This window comes from Thiovibrio frasassiensis (genome assembly GCF_029607905.1).
Taxonomy (GTDB): Bacteria; Desulfobacterota; Desulfobulbia; order Desulfobulbales; family Desulfurivibrionaceae; genus Thiovibrio; species Thiovibrio frasassiensis.
On sequence record NZ_JAPHEH010000001.1, the window covers coordinates 572,303 to 591,786 of the forward strand.

17 protein-coding genes are annotated in these 19,484 nt (G+C 58.7%); 7 read left to right on the top strand and 10 right to left on the bottom strand.

Annotated features, from left to right (window positions below; genetic code table 11):
- Positions 1-5: 5 nt before the first annotated feature.
- On the bottom strand, positions 6-911 hold the full coding sequence (locus OLX77_RS02675) for an alpha/beta hydrolase (RefSeq protein WP_307632041.1): 906 nt from the start codon (positions 909-911) through the stop codon (positions 6-8).
- 137 nt (positions 912-1,048) lie between these two features.
- On the opposite strand from OLX77_RS02675, the gene OLX77_RS02680 reads away from it, so the two are divergent.
- Entirely contained in the window at positions 1,049-1,849 is an 801-nt protein-coding gene (locus tag OLX77_RS02680) for a nitroreductase family protein (protein WP_307632042.1), read from the top strand.
- A gap of 26 nt (positions 1,850-1,875) precedes the next feature.
- On the top strand, positions 1,876-2,046 hold the full coding sequence (locus OLX77_RS02685) for a hypothetical protein (RefSeq protein WP_307632043.1): 171 nt from the start codon (positions 1,876-1,878) through the stop codon (positions 2,044-2,046).
- 31 nt (positions 2,047-2,077) lie between these two features.
- Here OLX77_RS02685 and OLX77_RS02690 read toward each other — a convergent pair whose 3' ends face one another.
- Entirely contained in the window at positions 2,078-2,572 is a 495-nt protein-coding gene (locus OLX77_RS02690; RefSeq protein ID WP_307632044.1) for a YchJ family protein, read from the bottom strand.
- A 123-nt stretch (positions 2,573-2,695) separates the two neighbouring features.
- Here OLX77_RS02690 and OLX77_RS02695 point away from each other — a divergent pair, with 123 nt between their 5' ends.
- Entirely contained in the window at positions 2,696-3,874 is a 1,179-nt protein-coding gene (locus OLX77_RS02695; RefSeq protein WP_307632045.1) for an NAD(P)/FAD-dependent oxidoreductase, read from the top strand.
- Between the two features lie 20 nt (positions 3,875-3,894).
- On the opposite strand, the gene OLX77_RS02700 is transcribed toward OLX77_RS02695, so the two are convergent.
- From OLX77_RS02700 to OLX77_RS02725, 6 genes are all read right to left on the bottom strand, one after another.
- The gene (locus tag OLX77_RS02700; protein ID WP_307632046.1) at positions 3,895-4,092 is read right to left on the bottom strand and encodes a hypothetical protein; all 198 of its coding nucleotides are present in this window, start codon (positions 4,090-4,092) and stop codon (positions 3,895-3,897) included.
- Positions 4,093-4,214: 122 nt separating this feature from the next.
- Complete coding sequence (locus tag OLX77_RS02705; RefSeq protein WP_307632047.1) at positions 4,215-6,032, bottom strand: ABC transporter ATP-binding protein; 1,818 nt, start codon at positions 6,030-6,032, stop codon at positions 4,215-4,217.
- A 2-nt stretch (positions 6,033-6,034) separates the two neighbouring features.
- The gene (locus OLX77_RS02710; protein ID WP_307632048.1) at positions 6,035-7,825 is read right to left on the bottom strand and encodes an ABC transporter ATP-binding protein; all 1,791 of its coding nucleotides are present in this window, start codon (positions 7,823-7,825) and stop codon (positions 6,035-6,037) included.
- A complete protein-coding gene (locus tag OLX77_RS02715) occupies positions 7,822-9,939 on the bottom strand; it encodes a CHASE2 domain-containing protein (protein WP_307632049.1) in 2,118 nt (705 codons plus the stop codon). The genes OLX77_RS02710 and OLX77_RS02715 overlap by 4 nt, the downstream gene beginning before the upstream one ends.
- Before the next feature lie 2 nt (positions 9,940-9,941).
- Entirely contained in the window at positions 9,942-10,862 is a 921-nt protein-coding gene (locus OLX77_RS02720) for a M48 family metallopeptidase (protein ID WP_307632050.1), read from the bottom strand.
- Positions 10,852-11,352: an SH3 domain-containing protein gene (locus OLX77_RS02725; protein ID WP_307632051.1), complete on the bottom strand. Its 501-nt coding sequence runs from the start codon at positions 11,350-11,352 to the stop codon at positions 10,852-10,854. Before OLX77_RS02725 ends, OLX77_RS02720 begins: the two co-directional genes overlap by 11 nt.
- 548 nt (positions 11,353-11,900) lie before the next feature.
- Between OLX77_RS02725 and OLX77_RS02730 the strand changes: the two genes are divergently transcribed.
- The gene (locus tag OLX77_RS02730; RefSeq protein WP_307632052.1) at positions 11,901-13,505 is read left to right on the top strand and encodes a methyl-accepting chemotaxis protein; all 1,605 of its coding nucleotides are present in this window, start codon (positions 11,901-11,903) and stop codon (positions 13,503-13,505) included.
- Between the two features lie 94 nt (positions 13,506-13,599).
- Here the strand turns inward: OLX77_RS02730 and ppnP are convergent, their stop codons facing one another.
- Together ppnP and OLX77_RS02740 are read right to left on the bottom strand one after the other, a co-directional pair.
- Complete coding sequence (ppnP, locus tag OLX77_RS02735; RefSeq protein ID WP_307632053.1) at positions 13,600-13,914, bottom strand: pyrimidine/purine nucleoside phosphorylase; 315 nt, start codon at positions 13,912-13,914, stop codon at positions 13,600-13,602.
- A 205-nt stretch (positions 13,915-14,119) separates the two neighbouring features.
- A complete protein-coding gene (locus tag OLX77_RS02740) occupies positions 14,120-15,058 on the bottom strand; it encodes an Lcl C-terminal domain-containing protein (RefSeq protein ID WP_307632054.1) in 939 nt (312 codons plus the stop codon).
- Positions 15,059-15,185: 127 nt separating this feature from the next.
- Between OLX77_RS02740 and glgX the strand changes: the two genes are divergently transcribed.
- The 3 genes from glgX (at position 15,186) to OLX77_RS02755 (ending at position 19,477) form a co-directional block, all read left to right on the top strand.
- Complete coding sequence (gene glgX / locus OLX77_RS02745; RefSeq protein ID WP_307632055.1) at positions 15,186-17,285, top strand: glycogen debranching protein GlgX; 2,100 nt, start codon at positions 15,186-15,188, stop codon at positions 17,283-17,285.
- A 10-nt stretch (positions 17,286-17,295) separates the two neighbouring features.
- Complete coding sequence (locus tag OLX77_RS02750; RefSeq protein WP_307632056.1) at positions 17,296-17,802, top strand: GDSL-type esterase/lipase family protein; 507 nt, start codon at positions 17,296-17,298, stop codon at positions 17,800-17,802.
- Positions 17,803-17,926: 124 nt separating this feature from the next.
- The gene (locus OLX77_RS02755; protein WP_307632057.1) at positions 17,927-19,477 is read left to right on the top strand and encodes a sigma 54-interacting transcriptional regulator; all 1,551 of its coding nucleotides are present in this window, start codon (positions 17,927-17,929) and stop codon (positions 19,475-19,477) included.
- Positions 19,478-19,484: the final 7 nt, after the last annotated feature.

Here is a 19,484-nt window from a genome sequence, read left to right on the forward strand (position 1 = left end):
GTTTCTCAGCCGCGGAGCCCGGCTCGTCTTGGGCCGTGGGACTTGCCGACTCTGCGAAGAAATTGTTTGATTGCCTGAAAATAGAGCTTCCCGGTCCGCTCCAGGATATTGTTGTGATCGGCGCCGGGAATCATCTGAAATTCCTTACTCCGCGCCCCGCACAGGCTCTGCAGCTCTTCGGCCTGGATGAGGGGGATGATCTGATCATGCTGGGCATGGAGGATGTAGGTGGGTTTTTGCACCTGACAAATTTTTTCCAGATTGCCGAAGCCGTCCGCCTCATCAATGGAGAGCGCTTGCACATCAAGGCCGATGGTGCGCAAAAGGGGCAGGGTCTGGGCAATGCCACTCTCGACAATGAGCCCGGCAATCACCTCTTCCGAAGAGGCCAGCTCAATGGCCGAGACGCTGCCCAGGGATCGGCCCATCGCCACGAGATGACCGGTGCACCCCTGTTCGGCCAACCAGGCCGTCACCCAGGTTAACACACTATGCGCATCCCGGATCATCGCGCTCACGGTAGGGGTGCCGGTGCTCCGCCCGTAGCCCCGATAGTCAACGGCCAGGAAGTTGATCCCCTGCTCCGTATAGCGGGGGCCGACCTCGTCATAATCGGAAACCACCTCGCCATTGCCGTGAAAAAAAAGAAGATTGACCGCGGCCGGGTCGGGGCTCAGAAAAAATCTGGCCCCGAGCGTTACGCCCGGTTCCACCTCTATCTCGTGATCCTGGGCCCCGGCCGGCAACGGGGTCGTCCCCTGGCGGGGATACAATAAGGCCGCCAATACCTCGGGACGGTCAAGTTTTTCGTATGTTCGTCTCTGCTCCATCTTCTCCCCTTTGCTTGGGCCAAACCCGTTTCCGATCTTCCGCAGGATGACCCGCACGACCATCTTTTCAACTATACCCATTCAGAATATCAATATCTACCTAATTTCCCTTACTTTTTCTTTTCAAAACCCTCCTTGCCTTCCCGGACAGGAAAAGAGTTTGCGCAGAACCGGCAGGATGTTTATGGTACAGGAAATTCTTAACAGGAGTGAAGCAAATGGCCCTCATCAGCATCGACCGAACAAAATGCAAAAAAGACGGGATCTGCGTGGCGGAATGCCCTTTCAGTCTGATTGCCCTGACAGGAGAAGAGGGTTTCCCGGAGATCCGCCCGGCGGCGGCACGCCTCTGCATCCAGTGCGGACACTGTGTGGCGGTGTGCCCCCATGATGCCTTAAGCCTGACCTCCATGCACCAGGATGACTTCCTGCCCATGGGCTTCGGCTCTCCCCCCACCCTCAAGAAAATCGGCCAGCTTCTCTCCAGCCGGCGCTCCATCCGGACTTACCAGCAGCAGCCGGTTCTCCGGCCCCATATCGAACAGCTGCTCGATATCTGTCGCTGGGCTCCGTCCGCCAAAAATAAACAGCCGGTACACTGGCTGGTGGTGGAAAATCCCGAGGAGATGCGCCGTCTGGCCGGGCTGGTCGTGGACTGGCTGAGGACCGGTACCACCTATCCCGGCATCGTCGCCGCCTGGGACCAGGGCAAGGACATGGTCCTGCGCAGCGCCCCCCACCTGCTGATGGCCCACGCCCATGAGGACAGTCTCAAACCGGAAATCGACTGCACCATCGCCCTGAGCTATTTTGAGATAGCCGCAACCAGCGGGGGCATCGGCACCTGCTGGGCCGGCATCCTGATGAGCGCCGCGGCAGCCGGCTACCAGCCCCTGCTCGACGCCCTGGGACTGCCCGAGGGCCACCGCCCGTATGGGGCGATGATCTTCGGCTACCCGAGATTTCCGTACTTTAAAATCCCGCCCAGAAAAGAGGCCCGGGTCATCTGGCGCTCCTAATCCACCCGCACCCCAAGAGGAAAGACATGGACAGCTCTGCCGAGAAAAAAAAGCCCAACCCGGAGCGGGTCGCCATCCTCCGCTCCCTGCCCCTGGAGATCAAGAGCCGGATCACCGGGGAAGAGGCCCAGGCCTTCATGTACGATGAGGATCTGCCGGAATCCCTTCTGGAAAAACTGAAGGACTATCTGGAATAAAATTCTCCAGGCCAAGTAACCGGAGATCCGGTTACTTGGCCTGACAACACTTCTTGTACTTCTTGCCGCTGCCGCAGGGACAGGGTTCGTTGCGCCCGATCTTTTCGCTGGTAACAGGAACCCGACCCGGATTCACCTTGCCGTCCACGTACAACCACTGCCCATCTTCGCAGACAAACTCGGCCCGTTCATGCAAGCGGTGGTCCTGGCCATTCCCGGAAAAGTTGGCGACAAACTCCACCACTCCGGTCTGCTCGCCTGCGGTGCCGCCCTCAGTTGCCAACACCTCGATCCCGTGCCAGACAAACCCTTCCTGATCGTCCAGATCAAGCTCGGTCGGCCGGGTTTTCCGGTGCCAGGAGCGCAGGAGATAGGGAACATCCTGCACGGCAAAGCCGGTATAGCGTGAACGCATCAGCGCCTCGGCGGTGGGGGCGAGCCCGCCTTTCAGATACGGCTCGCAGCATTCAGCAAACTTCAAGCCCGAGCCGCAGGGGCACAGGTCTTTCTTCTTCTTTTCGCTCATCCCGACACCTTCCTAAAAGTATATTTAATAATCCCGATCCGGGAATCCTTGCACATCCCCTCCGGACTGTGCCACAATATATCTATTCGCCCCTCCCTTCAACCTCCTTCTGAGGTACCCGCCATGAAAACGAAATCCTACCTCATCGTCGGCAACGGCGTCGCCGGAACCACCGCCGCCGAATCCATCCGCCAGCAGGACCCCAAAGGGAGCATCACCATCCTCAGCGAAGAGGATCTCCCCTTTTATTATCGGATCCGGCTCAACGAATTCATCGCTGGGGATGTGACCGAAGAAAAGCTCATCGCCAAGAAAAAAAAATGGTACGAGGAGCAACGGATCACCCTGCGGATCAACACCCGGATCACTGGCCTCGATGCTCTGAACAAACGGCTGACCAGCGAAAGCGGGGAAAAGCTCCCCTTTGACCGGTTGCTTCTGGCCACGGGCAGCCACTCCTTCCTGCCCCCCATCAGCGGCATCGACCAACAGGGGGTGTTTTCCCTCCGCCACATCAAGGATGCCCGGGCCATCCTGGCCCAGGCGGGAAAAAGCGCAGAGGTGATCCTCATCGGCGGCGGGCTGCTCGGCCTTGAGGCGGGCAATGCCCTGCGCAAATTGGGCAAGAAGGTAACGGTGGTGGAATTTTTCCCGCGCCTCCTGCCCCGGCAACTGGACAGCAAGGGGGGTGCCCGGCTGCAAAAACTCATGGAGAAGATGGGCTTTTCCTTCCGCCTCTCGGCTATGACCAAGACCATCACCGGCAGCAATGGCCAGGCAGACGGCATTGTCCTTGAAGGCGGCGAGACCGTGCGCGGCCAGATGGTCATCGTCTCTGCCGGAGTAAGGCCAAATCTGGAATTAGCCAAAGCTGGAGAGCTTATCTGCGACAAGGGGGTCATCGTAAATGACCGCCTGGAAACCAGCGGGAACGGAATCTATGCGGCGGGCGATGTGGCCGAGCACCGGGGAGTGGTCTCCGGCATCTGGCCTGCGGCCATGCAGCAGGGTAAGGTGGCGGGGGCCAACATAGCGGGCGGCGAGGCGCAATACAACGGCACCACCATGAGCAACATCCTCAAGGTGGCCGGCATCGACGTCGCCGCCGCCGGCAACATCGATGCGGAAGGGAGATTTGAGTCGCAGGTGATATCCTCCGATACCGTTTACAAGAAGCTGGTCATTGAGAACAACCGGGCCATCGGCTGCATCATGGTGGGGGATACCAAGAATTTCAATAGCATCAGCCGCTATATTTCGGAACAACGGGATATCGCCACCCTGAAGAATAGCCTATTGTAACCGGAGAGTCTTCAACACCCTTACGGATGCACGCAAAGATCAGCGGGCGGCTCGGGGACAAAGATGGGAGGCGGACAGTATTCGCAGGCAGAGTCGTCATCTTTCCTATCAACAAGCTTCCAGGTTTTCAGCAGGATGAGCTCGCCATGCGATTTTTTGCACTCCTCGCAAACCCAAAGTTCCTTGTCGTCTTTCATCTGATATTTAAACCGTTTCATTGCTGCTCCGTGCTCGTATAGGTTATTCCCCTCAAGCCGCATGATAACAGCAATTGAGCACATATCCAACGGGCTTTTCTGCCACAGAGGATTAGCGACGAAAGAACAGGGAGATTTTTTTCTCATACCCCGTTTTCCGTTCTCGCCCCTGAGCCGGCACTGAAAATAGTCAGCAGCCTCCGATACGGTCCATTGGCCACGGCCAGCTCCGCATGACTCCCCTGCTCGATAATCTTGCCCCCAGCCATAACCAGAATATGATCGGCCCTGCGGATGGTGGAAAGCCTATGGGCGATGACGATGTTGGTCCGCCCGGCAAAGGTTGCCTCAATGGCGCGTTCGGTGAGCATCTCGCTTTCCGGGTCCACGCTGGCGGTGGCCTCGTCCAGCACCAGAATGCGCGGTTCCCTGGCGAGAATCCTGGCAAAGGCCAGCAATTGGCGCTGCCCGGCGGAGAAGTCGGCCCCACCCTCGCCCACTCTGGTGGCAAGCCCCTCGGGCAACTGGCGGACAAAGCGGGCCAGTTGCGCTTTTTCGAGGATCTGCCACAACGCCGCGTCGCTTTTTTCTCCATCGAGCAGGATATTCTCCCGGATGGTCCCCGGCATGATCAGCACATCCTGCATCACCAGCCCCACCTGGCTTCGCAACCAGTTCGGATCGAGATCGCGCAGATCGACGCCGTCCAGGAGAATCTCGCCCGCATCCGGATCGTAGAACCGTTCCAACAGGCTGATGATCGTGGTCTTGCCGCTGCCGGTGGCGCCGACGATGGCCAGGGTCTGGCCGGGTGGAATTTTTAAGGAGAAACGGTCCAGCACCGGATGCTCGGGCTCGTAACCGAAACGCACCTCCTTAAACTCGATCTCGCCCTTACCCGAGGCAGGCCGCAAGGGCTTAGCTGCCAAGGGCAGGGTCTCACGGGAGTCGAGGAGCTGAAAGATCCGTTCCGCCGAGGCCAGGGCCGACTGGACGATGGAATACTTCTGGGAAAGCTCGCGCATGGGCTGAAAAAAGAGGCGCATATAGGAAAGAAAGGCCACCAGCATGCCGATGGTCATCTTTCCTCCCATGACCTGGCTGCCGCCGTACCAGAGGATGGTGCCGATGCTCAGGGCACTCATCAATTCGGTAAGGGGCATGAACACGGCAAACACCCGGATCTGATAGAGGGCCTTCGCAAAAAAGACCTGGTTCAACTGGGAAAATTGCCCCTGGCTGGATTCCTCCCGCCGGAACAATTGAATAAGCGCCACGCCGGAGAGGGATTCCTGCAAGAAGGAGTTAATCTTGGCCAGATGGGTGCGGATCTGCCGGAAGGCGTCGCGGGCCAAACGGCTGAACCAGAGGGTATTGCCCACCATCAGCGGGAGGAGCAGGCAGATGGCCAGGGCCAGGTGCCAGTTCATCCAAAACAAAACCCCCAGGATGCCCAAGAGCTTGATCCCGTCGTTGAACAGGGTGACGATGACCGAGGTGAACATCTCGTGCATGTTCTGGATATCGTTGGTCAGCCGGGTTACCAGGCGGCCGGCCGGGTTGCGGTGAAAAAATTTCAGGTCCAGGCGGAGGAGATGGACAAACATCATCTGCCGGGTCCGGTGCATAATCCTCTGCCCGGTCCATTCCAGGATCAGGACCTGGACAAAATTGCCGAGAAACTCAAAGACCATGAGAGCGCAAAAGGCCAGGGCCAGGTGCTTGAGCCCCGCAAGACGCGTGGCCGGGGCTGGTCCTGTATTGAGGATGAAATCATCCACGGCCAAGCGGATCAGATAGGGCAGGGAAAGGCCGCAGCCCACCACGACCAGGGAAAGCAGCACGGCCAACAAGGCCCCAAGCCAGTAAGGCCTGCCGAGAAAGACGATCCGCCGCCAGAGACTGAGATCGGTGAACTTGCCCAGCTGATCTTCTTCGAAATATCCGTAATTATCCCGCAAAGTTACAAGTCCTTTTCCCGGTAAAGCATCTGTTGCTGGTGATACATGGTGCGGTAAAAAGGGCTTGTGCCCAGTAACTCGGCATGCTTGCCCTGGGCCAGGAGCCGCCCTTCCTCCAACACCATAATCCGGGCCGCATCCCGTAAGGGGGCGATGCGGTGGGAAACGATGAGACAGGTCCGCCCCGGCAGATAGTCGGCCAAGCCGGCGATAATCTCCTGCTCGGTTTCCAAATCGACGGCGGATAAGCTGTCATCAATGATCAGCAAGGGACGGTCAAGGAGAATGGCCCGGGCCAGGGCGATGCGCTGGCGCTGGCCGCCGGAGAGCTTGACGCCCTTTTCACCGATCCGGGTCTGATACCCCTCGCTGAAACCGAGGATCTCCTGATGAATCCGGCAGATCCGGGCCGCCGTCTCGATCTGTTCCTGGCTGGCCGCCGGATTGCCGAAACCGATGTTTGCGGCCACGGTATCGGAAAAGAGGAGGACATCCTGGGGCACATACCCAACCCGCTCCCGTACTGCGTCGAGAGACAACCGGTTCACATCAATACCGTTGAGAAAAATTTCCCCATCCGCCACGGGATACTGCCGGGCGAGAAGATGACAGAGGGTGGATTTCCCCGAGCCGCTGCGCCCGACCAGCCCGACAATCTCCCCGGCGCCAATGACGCAGCTCACTCCGGCCAGGGCCGGTTGTTCCTGCCCCTCGTAGTGAAAATGGAGATTGCGCAGGCTGATCTCCGTCGGCCCAGGCGGAAAGGCAACCGGCTGCGGTGCGTCCTCCAAAGTGGGAGTCGCCCGCATCACCTCGTCAAGGCGGGTCAAGGAAGTCACGCCGCGCTGGAAAAGATTGGTCACCCAGCCCACCGCCATCATCGGCCAGGTCAGCAGATAGAGATAGGAAATAAAGGCAACAAAATCACCCACCGTGATCACCCCGGTAATCACCAGACGCCCGCCGAAAAAGATCACCAGGAGCAGACTGGTATTGCCCACCAGCCCGGAGATGGGAAAGAGGGTGCCATGCACCCTGGCCAAGCGGATGTTGTCCTGCTGGTACTGGCGGCCGAGGCGGTCGAAGACCTCGGCCTGCGATTTCTCCTGGGTGTAGGCCTTGAGCAAGCGAATGCTGGCAATGGTGCTGCGGGCACATTCGGTGAGGTGGGAAAACTGCTCCTGCACCTTGAGAAAACGGCGATGGAGCCTGGCGGAGAGTATTTTGGTCAGCAAGGCCAGCAGCGGCATGGGGAGGACGGCGATCAGGGTGAGGCGCGGGCTGATATAGGCCATGCAACCCAGGGCGGCGGTGCCCATGATCGCGGCATCGACGCTGGCGACCAGACCCATGCCCCCGGCAAGCTGTACCGCGGCAAGATCGTTGGTGGCCAGGGCCATGATCGCACCCACCGGTTTTTTCTGAAAAAAAGGCCGGTCCAGGGTGAGCAGATGCTTGAAAAAATCATCGCGCAGATCACGCTCCACCAGCCGAGAAAAGCCCAGAATCAGATAGCGCCAAACAAAACGGCAACCGGCAATGCCCAGGGCCAACAGGAAGATAGCCACGGCGCTTTGGGCCAAGGCGAGTTGACTGGCCGTGCCGTGGGCGAGGAGATCCACCGCCCGTTTTACCAACCGGGGGATGCCCAGTTGGAGAAGATCAACGGTCAGCAGGGCAAGAAGCCCGCCGATGAGGCGGGAGGAATATCGCCGGACAAAGGGTTTGACAAGCCCCAAGGACGACGCAGCTCTACCCCCCGGCGCATTCCCCTCCACCACGGTGCGCCTCATTTGCTCCCCATCCTCCACACCCCGTCCCAGGCAAGGGGCGGATTATCCAGCAGTTCTCGGCAGCGGGCGGCATAGCGGGCGGACACACCATCGTCTGCCGCAAGCTCCTGAAACGCTGCCCGGGCTTCGGAGATTTCGCCCCGATAGTACCGGGCCAGGGCTGCAGCAAACCGGCTGATCCGTTCAGCCTTCCCTGCATCCTGCAAAGCAAGGGGTTCAAACACCGTAATGGGCTCCTTCCTGCCCACCACCCCGACCCGTCCGATCTCCCGGACCTGCAGCTCGCCGGGCAACTGGTTCCGGCACGCCTCGGAGATGAGAATCTCGGTACCGAACTCCTTGTTCACCCCCTCCAGGCGGGCCGCGACATTGGCGCTGTCCCCCAGGATGGAGTAATCGAAGCGCTGGCTCGAACCGAGGTTTCCCACCACCACCGAGCCGGTGTTGATCCCGATCCGCATGAAGAGGTCGCAGCCGAAGCGCGCCTTGAAATCGGGGCGCAACCCGGCCAGCCGCTCCTGGCAGTGCAGAGCACTCCGCACCGCACGCGCGGCATGATCATTTTGCGTAAGCGGCGCGTTCCAGAAGGCGATGATGGCATCCCCCTCATACTTGTCGATGGTCCCGCCCGATGCCAAAATGATATCGGTCATGGCGGAGAGATACTCGTTGAGCAAGAGGGTGAGCCGCTCCGGATCCAGTCGCTCCGACATGGTGGTGAAGCCGGCGAGATCCGAAAAGAAGATGGAGAGCTCCCGCTTCTCGCCGCCCAGCCGCAGCAGCGCTGGGTTGCTCACCAGTTGCTCGATCACGGTGGGATGAAGATACTGGCTGAAAGCCCGCTTGATATAGCGTTTCTTCCGCCCCTCGGTGGCGAGATTAAAAACCACCCCGCTGATCAGGGCAAGCAAGACCGCCGTGGTCTGAACAGCAACGGGCAACCAAACCCCTAAGCCATAGGCAATAAACCCAGAGAGCAAAGGCAGAGGCAGAAAAATGACAAAAGCCAGGGATGATTGCCAGGCATTGCGGCAGAAGAGGATGGAGAGCGAGGCCAGCACCCCGAAAAACAGGGTCAGGGATGCAGCCAGCCACACCGGACTGTCGCGGAGAAAATCCTGGGAGAGGAGATTGTCCAGCATGGTGGCGTGGATCTCCACCCCCGGATAGACCCCATCGGTGGGAGTGGCCCGGAGGTCGTAGAGTCCCGGGGCGGTCATGCCAAAAAAGACGTAGGCGTCCTTGAAGTCGGCCGGATCGACAACCGGGGCTTCCCCGGCCTCGAGCTGCAGCTCCGACTGCACCACGGCGGCCAGGGAGATGGTTTTGATGGTGCCGGATGGCCCCCGAAAATTGAGAATGGAGTGTCCGGTCGCATCAATGGGTACCGCAAGTTCCCCAACCTGCAGCCGATTCTTTCCAAGCGCCAGCTCCACCGGCCCCAGAGTCCCGGCAAGATAGGTGGCCAAGGCCAGGGAAGGCACGGGATGGCCGGCAAGGGGGATAAAGAGGGGGACTCGGCGGAAGACCCCATCGGGGTCGGGACGATTGCTGATATTCGCTAGCAGGGCCGCGTTGTCACCCAGTTCAGGCACCGGCATGGTCACCGCCCGCGCCCCCCCTGCCCCCTGGCGCCCGGCGAGCCACTGGGAGAATCCGGAGATGGTCAGAAGCGACGGGCGAGCAGCATGTGCCGTCTGCCCCTCCCCGGCAGGGGCGAAGGTGTAGCTCAGCACCACCGGCCCGTTCTCCTGCATGGCCTGCCCCAGCATCTGGTCATCCCCAACGCCATAGAGGGAAGGTTCGCTGAAGAGCAGATCGAAGGCCACCGCCCTGACTCCGGCGCGTTTGCAAAAGGCGAGGAGGGTTGCGTAGGCCTGCCTGGGCCACGGCCAAGAGAGGCCATTTTCCTTGCGCCCCCAATCAAGACTTTTCTGATCGAGGGCAATGATCCGCAGCTGGCTGGTGGCCGGAGTCGGCCGGGCAAAATAGGCGACCCGCCACTGCCAGGTCGCACGCTCAAAACCGACCAGCACCCCCTCTTGCCAGAGGAGCAGAGCAAGAACGCAGGCAATCAAGCCGAGACCAAGCCCGACGAATCCCTTTCTGGCCACGATCAGATGCTACCGAAAATGCTCTTGAACCGCTGCTGCCGCTGCGGTTTTCCAGGCGGCACCGTGGCCTCGCCAAGCTGGGGCTCAAGTTCGGCGATCCGTTCTGCCGGGTCGGGATGGGTTTTGGCGAAATCCAACCCCTGCGGATTCAAACGCAGCTTCATCTCACGCAACAGGGTCACCAGAGAGTGCTGGTCATAACCGGCCCGGCCAAGAATCACCAGGGCCACGGCATCCGCCTCCCGCTCAAAGGCGCGGGAATAGCCGCTGTTGACCAGGGTGGCGGTGACATCGTGGATGGAATCCTCAAAAAGCGCGGTGAGCTGGGACAGTTCCGGCCCCCCGGCCTGCTTGGCCCCTTCCGTGGCCATGATGGAAAAGGCCGTGGTCAGTCGGCTGGTCTTGATGGCCTGCAAGCCATGCTTCAACTGCACGTGCGCGATCTCATGGGCCAGCACCGCGGCCAGGGTATCCTCGTCCTGACAACAGCGGAGCATGCCCCGACTGATAAAAATCAAGCCGCCCGGCGCGGCAAAGGCGTTGATCCCCTCATCCTCCAGAAGGACAAAATGATAGCCGCCGTAGGTTTCCGGCATGTCGGAGACAGCGGCCAGGGAATCACCGACCAGGTTGAGGTACTGCACGGAGTTGGCTTCGGTGCGGGGCTGGTATCTGCCCAGCAGGGTGGCGCCCACCGCTCTGCCCACATAGTATTCCTGCTCCGGGGTGATATCGGTGAAGGCCTTGCCCATGGCCTGGGCACTTTTCTTGATCGCCCCCACCTGGGACTCGCTGAGCCGGAAATTGCCCACCTGGATGGCGCCGAGGTTATCAAAAACCCCGCTGGTTTCACAGCCGCTGGTCAGGACAAGGCAGCAGAGCGCAAAAAAAACGACAAACACAGAGGGGCGTTTATTTTCCATGAGCACCACCTCCCCCAAGGGCCTGCAAGCCGCCCTTGGCAAGGAATTCCCGCATGGCCGCCGGAGTCACCTGAATCCGCTCCATCCAGTCCACCGCCGCATAGTTGAGATCCTTCTGCCGAGCCTTGTACTCGGCTTCCACCTGGGCATTGAAGCCCTTGCCGCCCAAAGCCAGCTCATCCTCAGAGGCTCCGGCCCCCACCCGTTCCCCGGGTTTCAAGACAATGGCCTTGGCAATGAGGCTGCCGCTGTGCATCCACCCTTCCCGCCCCCGGTGCTGCTCCCGCACCTTGAGCCAAAGCCCCTGTTCCTCGAGGACATCAACCCGTTCCCCATACCCCAAGGTGGCGATGATCTTCCCGAACGGCATCGGGGAAATCCTCACAGCCCCCTTTTGCACGGCGACGCTTCTCCACCCCTGGGTAGCCAGAGCGGGCACGGCCGCGAGGGCAAAAACCAGGAACAACAGTATCTGTTTCCGCATTCCCATGATAATTTTCCTGAAAAATTATTCCTGCGTTGAACAACGGCCAAACCAGTATCATACTAGCACAGGAGATTTGCCGAAACAATGCGATGGACCTCCATTTTTCCACCTTTTCTTCCCGCACCATTGAGAGAAATACATCCCCCCCATGGCCTTTTTTTTATTTCGCCAGCAAAGCACTTGCAATCCCCCAAGTGTTTCCCTAAAATTTTATATTGATTGAGGCAACTTGTTGGTCCTGGAGCAGAGGTCATTGCCCTGGGGCAAAACAAGGAAAATTCCTTTATCCCCCTCGTTTACCAAAATATCTGGCCCGTTGCAGAAGCTGGGCATAATCTTCACCGCCACAAAACATGAGCATCATCTCTACATTGTGTCAATTTTCTGCACTATGCCCGGCAAAATCTTCAGTTTTTTATTAAAATTTCATTTGGAAAATAGTTACAATTACTATATAAAGGGCGGATTAAACGCATTCACACCCACCCTGCAATTCGCTTCCCCGACAATCAAGCCATCTGTGTGTTGGCAAAACATCCTGGAGCAATCCTATGAATTTTGCAAAAGCCTCTCTGGCAAAAAAACTGGTGGCAGGCTTCGGCTTCCTCGTAGTTCTTTCCACCATCGGCACCAGCTTTGCCGTTTTCAAATCCTCACAGATGGTGACCTCGGTCAAGGATCTGGAAAATACCCACCTGCCCCTTGCCTATATCGGCGGAGAACTGGCCCTCCTGGTGAGCCACCAGCAACTCGCGGCCGCAACCTTTGTAATCCACAAGGATTCCGTATACCGGGAACGGTTCGACAGCCTGGACAAGCAGGCGGATGAAACCTTTGCCCGGGCCCGGGCAACCATCCAGGCCGATGAGGAGCTGGTGCAGGCGGGCTGGCTTGAAAAAATCGAGGCGATCATCCAACTGCACGACAAGCTTGCCCCTGCCGGACGAGAGCTCATAACTGCTGCGCAAGCGGACAACCTTGCCCTGGTAACGACAGCGGCTGTTACTCAGGAGACGGTGGCCGACGAGATCCGTGCGGCCATCAACGAATTTGGCAAAATCAATACCGCGGAAGGGGAACATGTCGCCAACAATGCTCTCACGGAAGGCACGGACCTGCAACGCCTGATCATCCTCATCGCAGTTGGCATTTTTATCGGCGGCTGCGCCCTGGCCTTTGTCATTACCCGTGGCATCACCGTCCCCCTCAAAAAGGCAATCAGCGGCTTGACCTCCGGCGCAGACCAAATATCCGCTGCGGCCGGCGAGGTTGCCGGTGCCGGCCAGCAACTGGCCGAAGGCGCCACAGAGCAGGCCGCGGCCCTTGAAGAAACCTCTGCCTCCATGGAAGAGATTGCCTCCATGACCCGACACAGTGCGGACAACGCGCAACAAGCCAATGGGGTCATGGCGAACGTCAACAAAGTGGCCAATCAGGCTGCGGTCTCCATGCAGCAACTCACCGTAGCCATGGGCGAAATCAACACGGCCAGCGAAAAGACCTCGAAAATCATTAAAACCATCGATGAAATCGCTTTCCAGACCAATCTGCTGGCCCTGAACGCCGCAGTGGAAGCAGCCCGGGCCGGCGAGGCCGGTGCAGGCTTTGCCGTGGTGGCCAACGAGGTCCGCAGCTTGGCGATGCGGGCAGCGGATGCGGCCCGGGAAACCGCCAACCTGATCGAACAAACGGTGAGCAAGGTTCAAGAAGGCACAGTGCTGGTCGGCAAGACCAACGAGGAGTTTAACCAGGTTTCCGCCGGCACCGGCAAGGTCTCGCTGCTGATCACCGAGATTTCCACCGCCGCAAAAGAGCAGACCGATGGCGTGGGCCAGGTCAACACCGCCCTGCAGGAAATGGATAAGGTGGTGCAAAGCAATGCCGCCACCGCCGAGGAATCGGCCGCCGCCTCGGAAGAACTCTTTGCCGAAAGCAACACCCTGCTCGGCTATGTTCGTGAGCTTGAGGCCATGATCAGCGGCGACAGTGTAAGCGCCCCATCCCTGAAACGACCTCCTTCTTCCGGCAGAAAAACAGGGGGAACTCGGCCACTGCTGCCGCAAAAAAAGCAACCGCCCCGTGCCATCTCCCAGCAAAGGCAGAATACGGGCAAAGAGGTGATCCCCTTTGACGACGAGGAATTTGAAAATTTTTAAGCGCGGATAAAAAGACAGGCGGGATACGCCCCTGCGAAAACCAAAAAAGCCATCGGCAGCACACTTGCCCGATGGCTTTTTTGATTGATACTCCCTACTTCAGAAATGAACAGCAATAATCGGTGAGGCTCCTGATCTTCAGAGAGAACTTGGAGTGGGCCGGCACCTCGAAGGACTCGCCGCCATGGATTGTTTTCCAGCCGGCAGCCCCGGGGAGGAGAACTTCCAATTCTCCGGCCATGATCTCCATGATCTCCTTGTCCGCCGTGTTGAACTCGTACTCTCCGGGCAGCATGATGCCCAGGGTTTTCTGGGAGCCATCTGCAAACTCCACTGTCCGGCTGGTGACCTTGCCGTCAAAGTAGACATTGGCTTTTTTTACGATGGTGACATTCTTGAATTCAGGCATGGGGGTTGTCCTCTCTCTATATTATCAATAAAAAATTCCCGCCCGGCTGCAAACGGAAAAACGTGCTGTCCGTACCGACCTCCTAGATTCTTTATAACCGGCTCGGACAAATTGCAAGATTTTGTTGCCCGCCTTTTTCCCCTGCCCACAAAAAGAAAGGGCCACCCTCGGGCAGCCCTTTTGTTGTGCACTTATTTTTTCCGGATCACATGGTGCGGCACACCCTGCCAAACCCGCCCGGAATGGAGCCGGAAGCCCAGAAAGCCGTGCCCTGCTTGAAATCTATAAACCAGTAGCCGCCGGGTTTGCGCTGATCGGCCAAAAAGATAAAGGGCTGCTCCTTGGAAAAACAAGGGTGCAGATGGACCCCCTTTGCATTCACCTGTGGCACCAGCAAAGAGAAGCCCTCCTCCATGGTGGGAAGCCGCCAGTCGGAAAAGCCGGCAAAGCGCTGCGCATTCAGCTCCTCCACATATTTCTGTACGGTGCGGATGGTGGTAAGATCACAGCCGCCCCGTTGCCACATGAGCCCGGTGGCCAGATCGGTCACGGTCAACCCGTTGCCGTTGTCCACCAGCACGTTGCGGAAATTACCCTGGGGATTATGGCGGCTATCATAACCGCCAATCTTGGCGGCAAGAGCGGTCACCTCCGATGCGTTGAGCACCGTCCCGGTCGCCCGCAGGCTGACCTTCTCCGCAGCGGAAAGTGGCTTGACCTTCTTCGGCAGCCCGGTCTCCATCTCCTCTTGGGGCACAGAGTTGTCCACCAGCGCAATCCGGGAGAAATCCTCGCTCTCGATGATTCTTTCCAGCAGCCATTGCTTGATCCCCGCATCGATGGCGTAACTCTGGTCGCGCATATCCTTGCCCTGTTTGGCCACGCATTTTTTCAGCATCTCCTGCGGACAGTCGATGTGGGCAAGAACTTTGGCATGCTTCACGCCCCGCTCCATCAGACAGAGTTTGGCCGGCGAACTCCAGTTATCGATATAAAAATAATAGTGGAGCTCCGAATTACTGCGGATCCGCTGCTGGTCCTTGCCGCCCCAGCTTTCAAACATGGCAAAGGTATCCGAGGGGGTAAGATCCCAGTCAATCGACACAGGTTGATCGCCCATACCCAACTTTTCCGCTAATCCCATGGCACACCTCCTCAGTTTTGTTGTCATCTTTTACCCGGAAACGATATAATGAAAAAGCCACCTTATAAAATTAGTAATTATTATCAATAATAGTTCCTGTTTTCATTCCCGGCAAGAGGAAAATGGTATGCGCAAAGAAAAATTCACTACCAGCGCCGGTTACCCGCTCCCCATGGGCTCGTTTCTCAAACCAGACGGCGTCAATTTCGCCGTGTTTTCCCGGCACGCCAAGGAAGTCACCCTCATCCTCTTCAAGTCCGGCCAGGAAGATCCCCACGCCGAGATCCCCCTTGACCCCATGATCAACCGGACCGGAAATATCTGGCATATCCTGCTCCACGATCTGGACACCAATCTCCGCTATGGCTACCGCATGTCGGGCCCGTACGATCCCAAGGGGGCGGGCCATTTTTTTTCCCAGGAAAAACTCCTGCTCGACCCTTACGCCAAGGCTCTTACCGGGGGATCCGAATGGGGAATCCCTTATTGCCGCAGCGGCCTCTGCACCCCGCTCAGCTCCTTCCAGCGCCGCTGCTGCATCATCGGCAACGACTTTGACTGGGAAGGGGACCGGCCCCTCAATATCCCCCTGGAAAAGAGTATCATCTACGAACTCCATGTCCGGGGATTTACCCGTGATGCGAGTTCCGGCGTTGCCCATCCCGGCACCTACCACGGGGTGGTGGAAAAGATCCCCTATCTTAAAAAACTTGGCATTACCGCGGTGGAACTCCTGCCCATCACCGAATTCAACGAACACGAGATCACCAACCACAACCCCTTCACCGGCGAGAGGCTGAAGAATTTCTGGGGCTACAGCCCCATCTCCTTTTTCGCCCCCAAGGCCGCCTATGCGGTCAATGGCCGCAACGGCAACCAGGTGCGGGAGTTCAAGGAGATGGTCAAGGCGTTGCACCGGGCCGGGATCGAAGTGATCCTGGACGTGGTCTTCAACCATACGGCGGAAGGAGGCAGCGATGGGCCGGTGATCAGCTTCCGGGGACTGGACAATGTCATCTACTACCTGCTGGACCCGAAGAGCAGGGAGTATCTCAACTTCTCGGGTTGCGGCAACACGGTAAACTGCAACCATCCCCTGGTACGGCATCTGATCATGGACTGCCTGCGCTACTGGGTGATGGAGATGCATGTGGACGGCTTCCGCTTCGATCTGGCCAGCGTTCTCGGCCGCGACCAGCAGGGCAACGTGCTGAGCAACCCGCCCATGGTGGAAAAGATCGCCGAAGACCCGATTTTGGCCGACACCAAGATCATTGCCGAGGCTTGGGATGCCGCGGGCCTCTATCAGGTGGGGAGCTTTTCCACCAACCGACGCTGGGCCGAATGGAACGGTAAGTTCCGCGATGATGTCCGCCGCTTTCTCTGCGGGCACGACGACATGGTGGCTCCGCTCGCCACCCGCCTCGCAGGCAGCGCCGACCTCTACCAAGACGACGGCCGCACTCCGCGCAACTCCATCAATTTCATCACCAGCCACGACGGCTTCACCCTCTACGACCAGGTCAGCTACAACGAAAAGCACAACCTGGCCAACGGCGAGGAGAACCGCGACGGCGGCAACGACAATCTCAGCTGGAACAGCGGCAGCGAAGGACCGACGGACAACTTGGCCTTAGAGCGGCTGCGGAAGCGGCGCATCAAAACCTTTGCCACCATCCTCATGCTTTCCCAGGGGGTGCCGATGCTGGTGGCGGGCGATGAATTCGGGCGAAGCCAACAGGGCAACAACAACGCCTACTGCCAGGACAACGAAATAAGCTGGCTCAATTGGGAGTTGGCACAGCAGAACCATTCCCTGCTGCGCTTCTTCACCCAGCTCATTGCCCTCAGAAAAAGACACCCGGTCTTCCACCGCACCGATTTTTTCCCCCCCGGGGAAGAGAACCAAGAGATCGAGTGGCAGTCCACCACGCCGGGCCGCCCCGACTGGTCCGCATCCTGCAAGACCCTGGCCTTTGTCCTGCATGGGACCATGGCCGGGACCCGGCGCGATGATGATTTTTTCGTGATGCTCAACGGCGGACACACCAGCGCAGAGTTCATCATTCCGTCCCCCCCTGCCGGGCGGCTCTGGCACCGGCTGCTCGACACCTCTGCCGCCTCCCCGCATGATATCGTCAATGAAAGCAAGGGCGAGCCGGTGCGGACCACTTCACTTCCCGTGGCAAATCTGGCCGCCGTGGTCTTTGTCTCCAAACCCGCTTGAATCGATCCCCATGCGACTCCTTTTCCTTGGCGATTCCCTTGTTGAATTCTGCAACTGGCAGGGCCGCTTTCCCCTGCATACCGCGGTGAACGGTGGCAGAGCGGGAGAAACCGTGGCCGGGCTGCTGGCCGAGCTCCCCATGCATCTCCACCGTTGCCCGGAGCCCGAACGGGTGTTTCTCATGATCGGCACCAACAATCTGCTCCGGGAAGAGTATGGGTTTCTCCCCGACTACGAAAAGATTCTCGCCACTCTCGGCCAAATCCTTCCGCCGGAAAAGATCACCATCACCAGTCTGCCGCCCATTCAGGCCCGCCACCTTGCCCCCTTAGCCATTTCCCGCCTGAACGAATCCCTGCTCCAGCTCAGCCGCGAGAAAAAGGCCGGATTTCTCGACCTGTTTACGGCTTTCAACACCGCCCCCCAGACCGTTGCCGCCTGTTTCAGCGAAGATGGGGTCCATTTCAGCCCCCTGGGCTACGAAATCTGGTCTGCCTGCCTGGCCCGCACCCTCTAGCATAAACCCGCCCCCCCTTGCCCCGGACACATTTCCAGGTGCAATATCAGACAAATTTGTTACAATGGCCTGCCCATTACAAAAATATGCACACCAAACCGTAAGAAAAAAACCGGGAGCAGCCATGCCTGAGAAGAACCGCCAACCCATCGATCTGGCCACCCTCTATGAGATAACCAGGGCCCTGGCCTCATCGGACGACCTGCGCCAATGTTTGGAAGAAAGCCTCACCGTGCTCTCCGCCCGCACCAACCTGAGCAACGGCGCGGTAACCATCGCCAATCCGATCACCGGCCAGATCGAAACCGAGGTGGCCCCCGGCATGACCGCCGAAGCGAGAAAGCGCGGCATCTATAAATTCGGCGAAGGCATCACCGGCAGGGTGGTGGCCAGCGGCTCCCCCATCGTGGTGCCCCAGATCAGCCAGGAACCGCTTTTTTTAAACAAGACCCGGGCCCGGGCCGAGAAAAACCAGGAGGCCCTCTCCTTTCTCTGCGTGCCCATCAAACACGGCGCCACCACCATAGGCGCCCTGAGCGTGGACCGCAACTACCAGGAAGGCATCGACTTTGAAACCGATCTCCAGTTTCTCACCGTGCTCTCCGGCCTCATCGCCCAGACCGTGGTCCGCATCCAGGCGGTGAACCAGGAGCGGGAGCGGTTGGAGCAGGAAAACACCCAGCTGCGCAGAGAGCTTTCGGAAAAATACCGGGTGGCCAGCATCGTCAGCAACTCAAGCCGGATGCAGGAGGTGTTCGAGATGATCCATCGGGTGGCTGACTCCAACGCCACCATCCTGCTGCGCGGCGAATCCGGCACCGGAAAAACCATGGTGGCCAAGGCCATTCACCACAACAGCAAACGGGCCAAGGCGCCTTTTATCGCGGTGAACTGCTCGGCCCTGCCGGAGACCCTGCTGGAAAGCGAATTGTTCGGGCACGAGAAGGGGGCGTTTACCGGAGCGCAGAACGCCAAGAAAGGCCGCTTCGAGCTGGCCGAGGGCGGCACTCTGTTTCTCGACGAAATCGGCGAGTTGAGCCAGTCCGTGCAGGTCAAGCTGCTCAACGTGGTCCAGGACCGGGAATTCCAGAGGCTGGGAGGGATTGCCCCCATCAAATGCAACGTCCGGCTGATCACCGCCACCAACAAGGATCTGGAAAAAGCCGTGGAAGACGGCTCCTTCCGGGAAGACCTCTATTACCGGCTCAACGTCTTCCCCGTCTACCTGCCGCCCCTGCGGGAGCGTCGAACCGATATCATGCTTCTGGCCGAATTCTTCCTCCAGAAATACAACGAGGAAAACTCCAAGCAGATCCGCCGCATCTCCACCCCGGCCATCGACCTCCTGATCCAGTACCATTGGCCCGGCAATGTCCGTGAACTGCAAAACTGCATCGAACGGGCGGTGCTGATCTGCGATGAGGATTCCATCAAGAGCTACCACCTCCCCCCCTCGTTGCAGACCTCCGACTCGGTGAACGAAAGGAGCAATCCGGTTTCCTTTGCCTCCGCCGTGGAAAATTTCGAACGGGAGTTGATCATCGACAGCCTGAAAAAATGCCAGGGCAACCAGACCAAGGCCGCGCAACTGCTGGACACCAGCCTCAGGATCATCAACTACAAGATCGCCAAGCTTAACATCAATCCCCGGCAATTCAAGCTCGCCAAGCCATAGGGTGCGC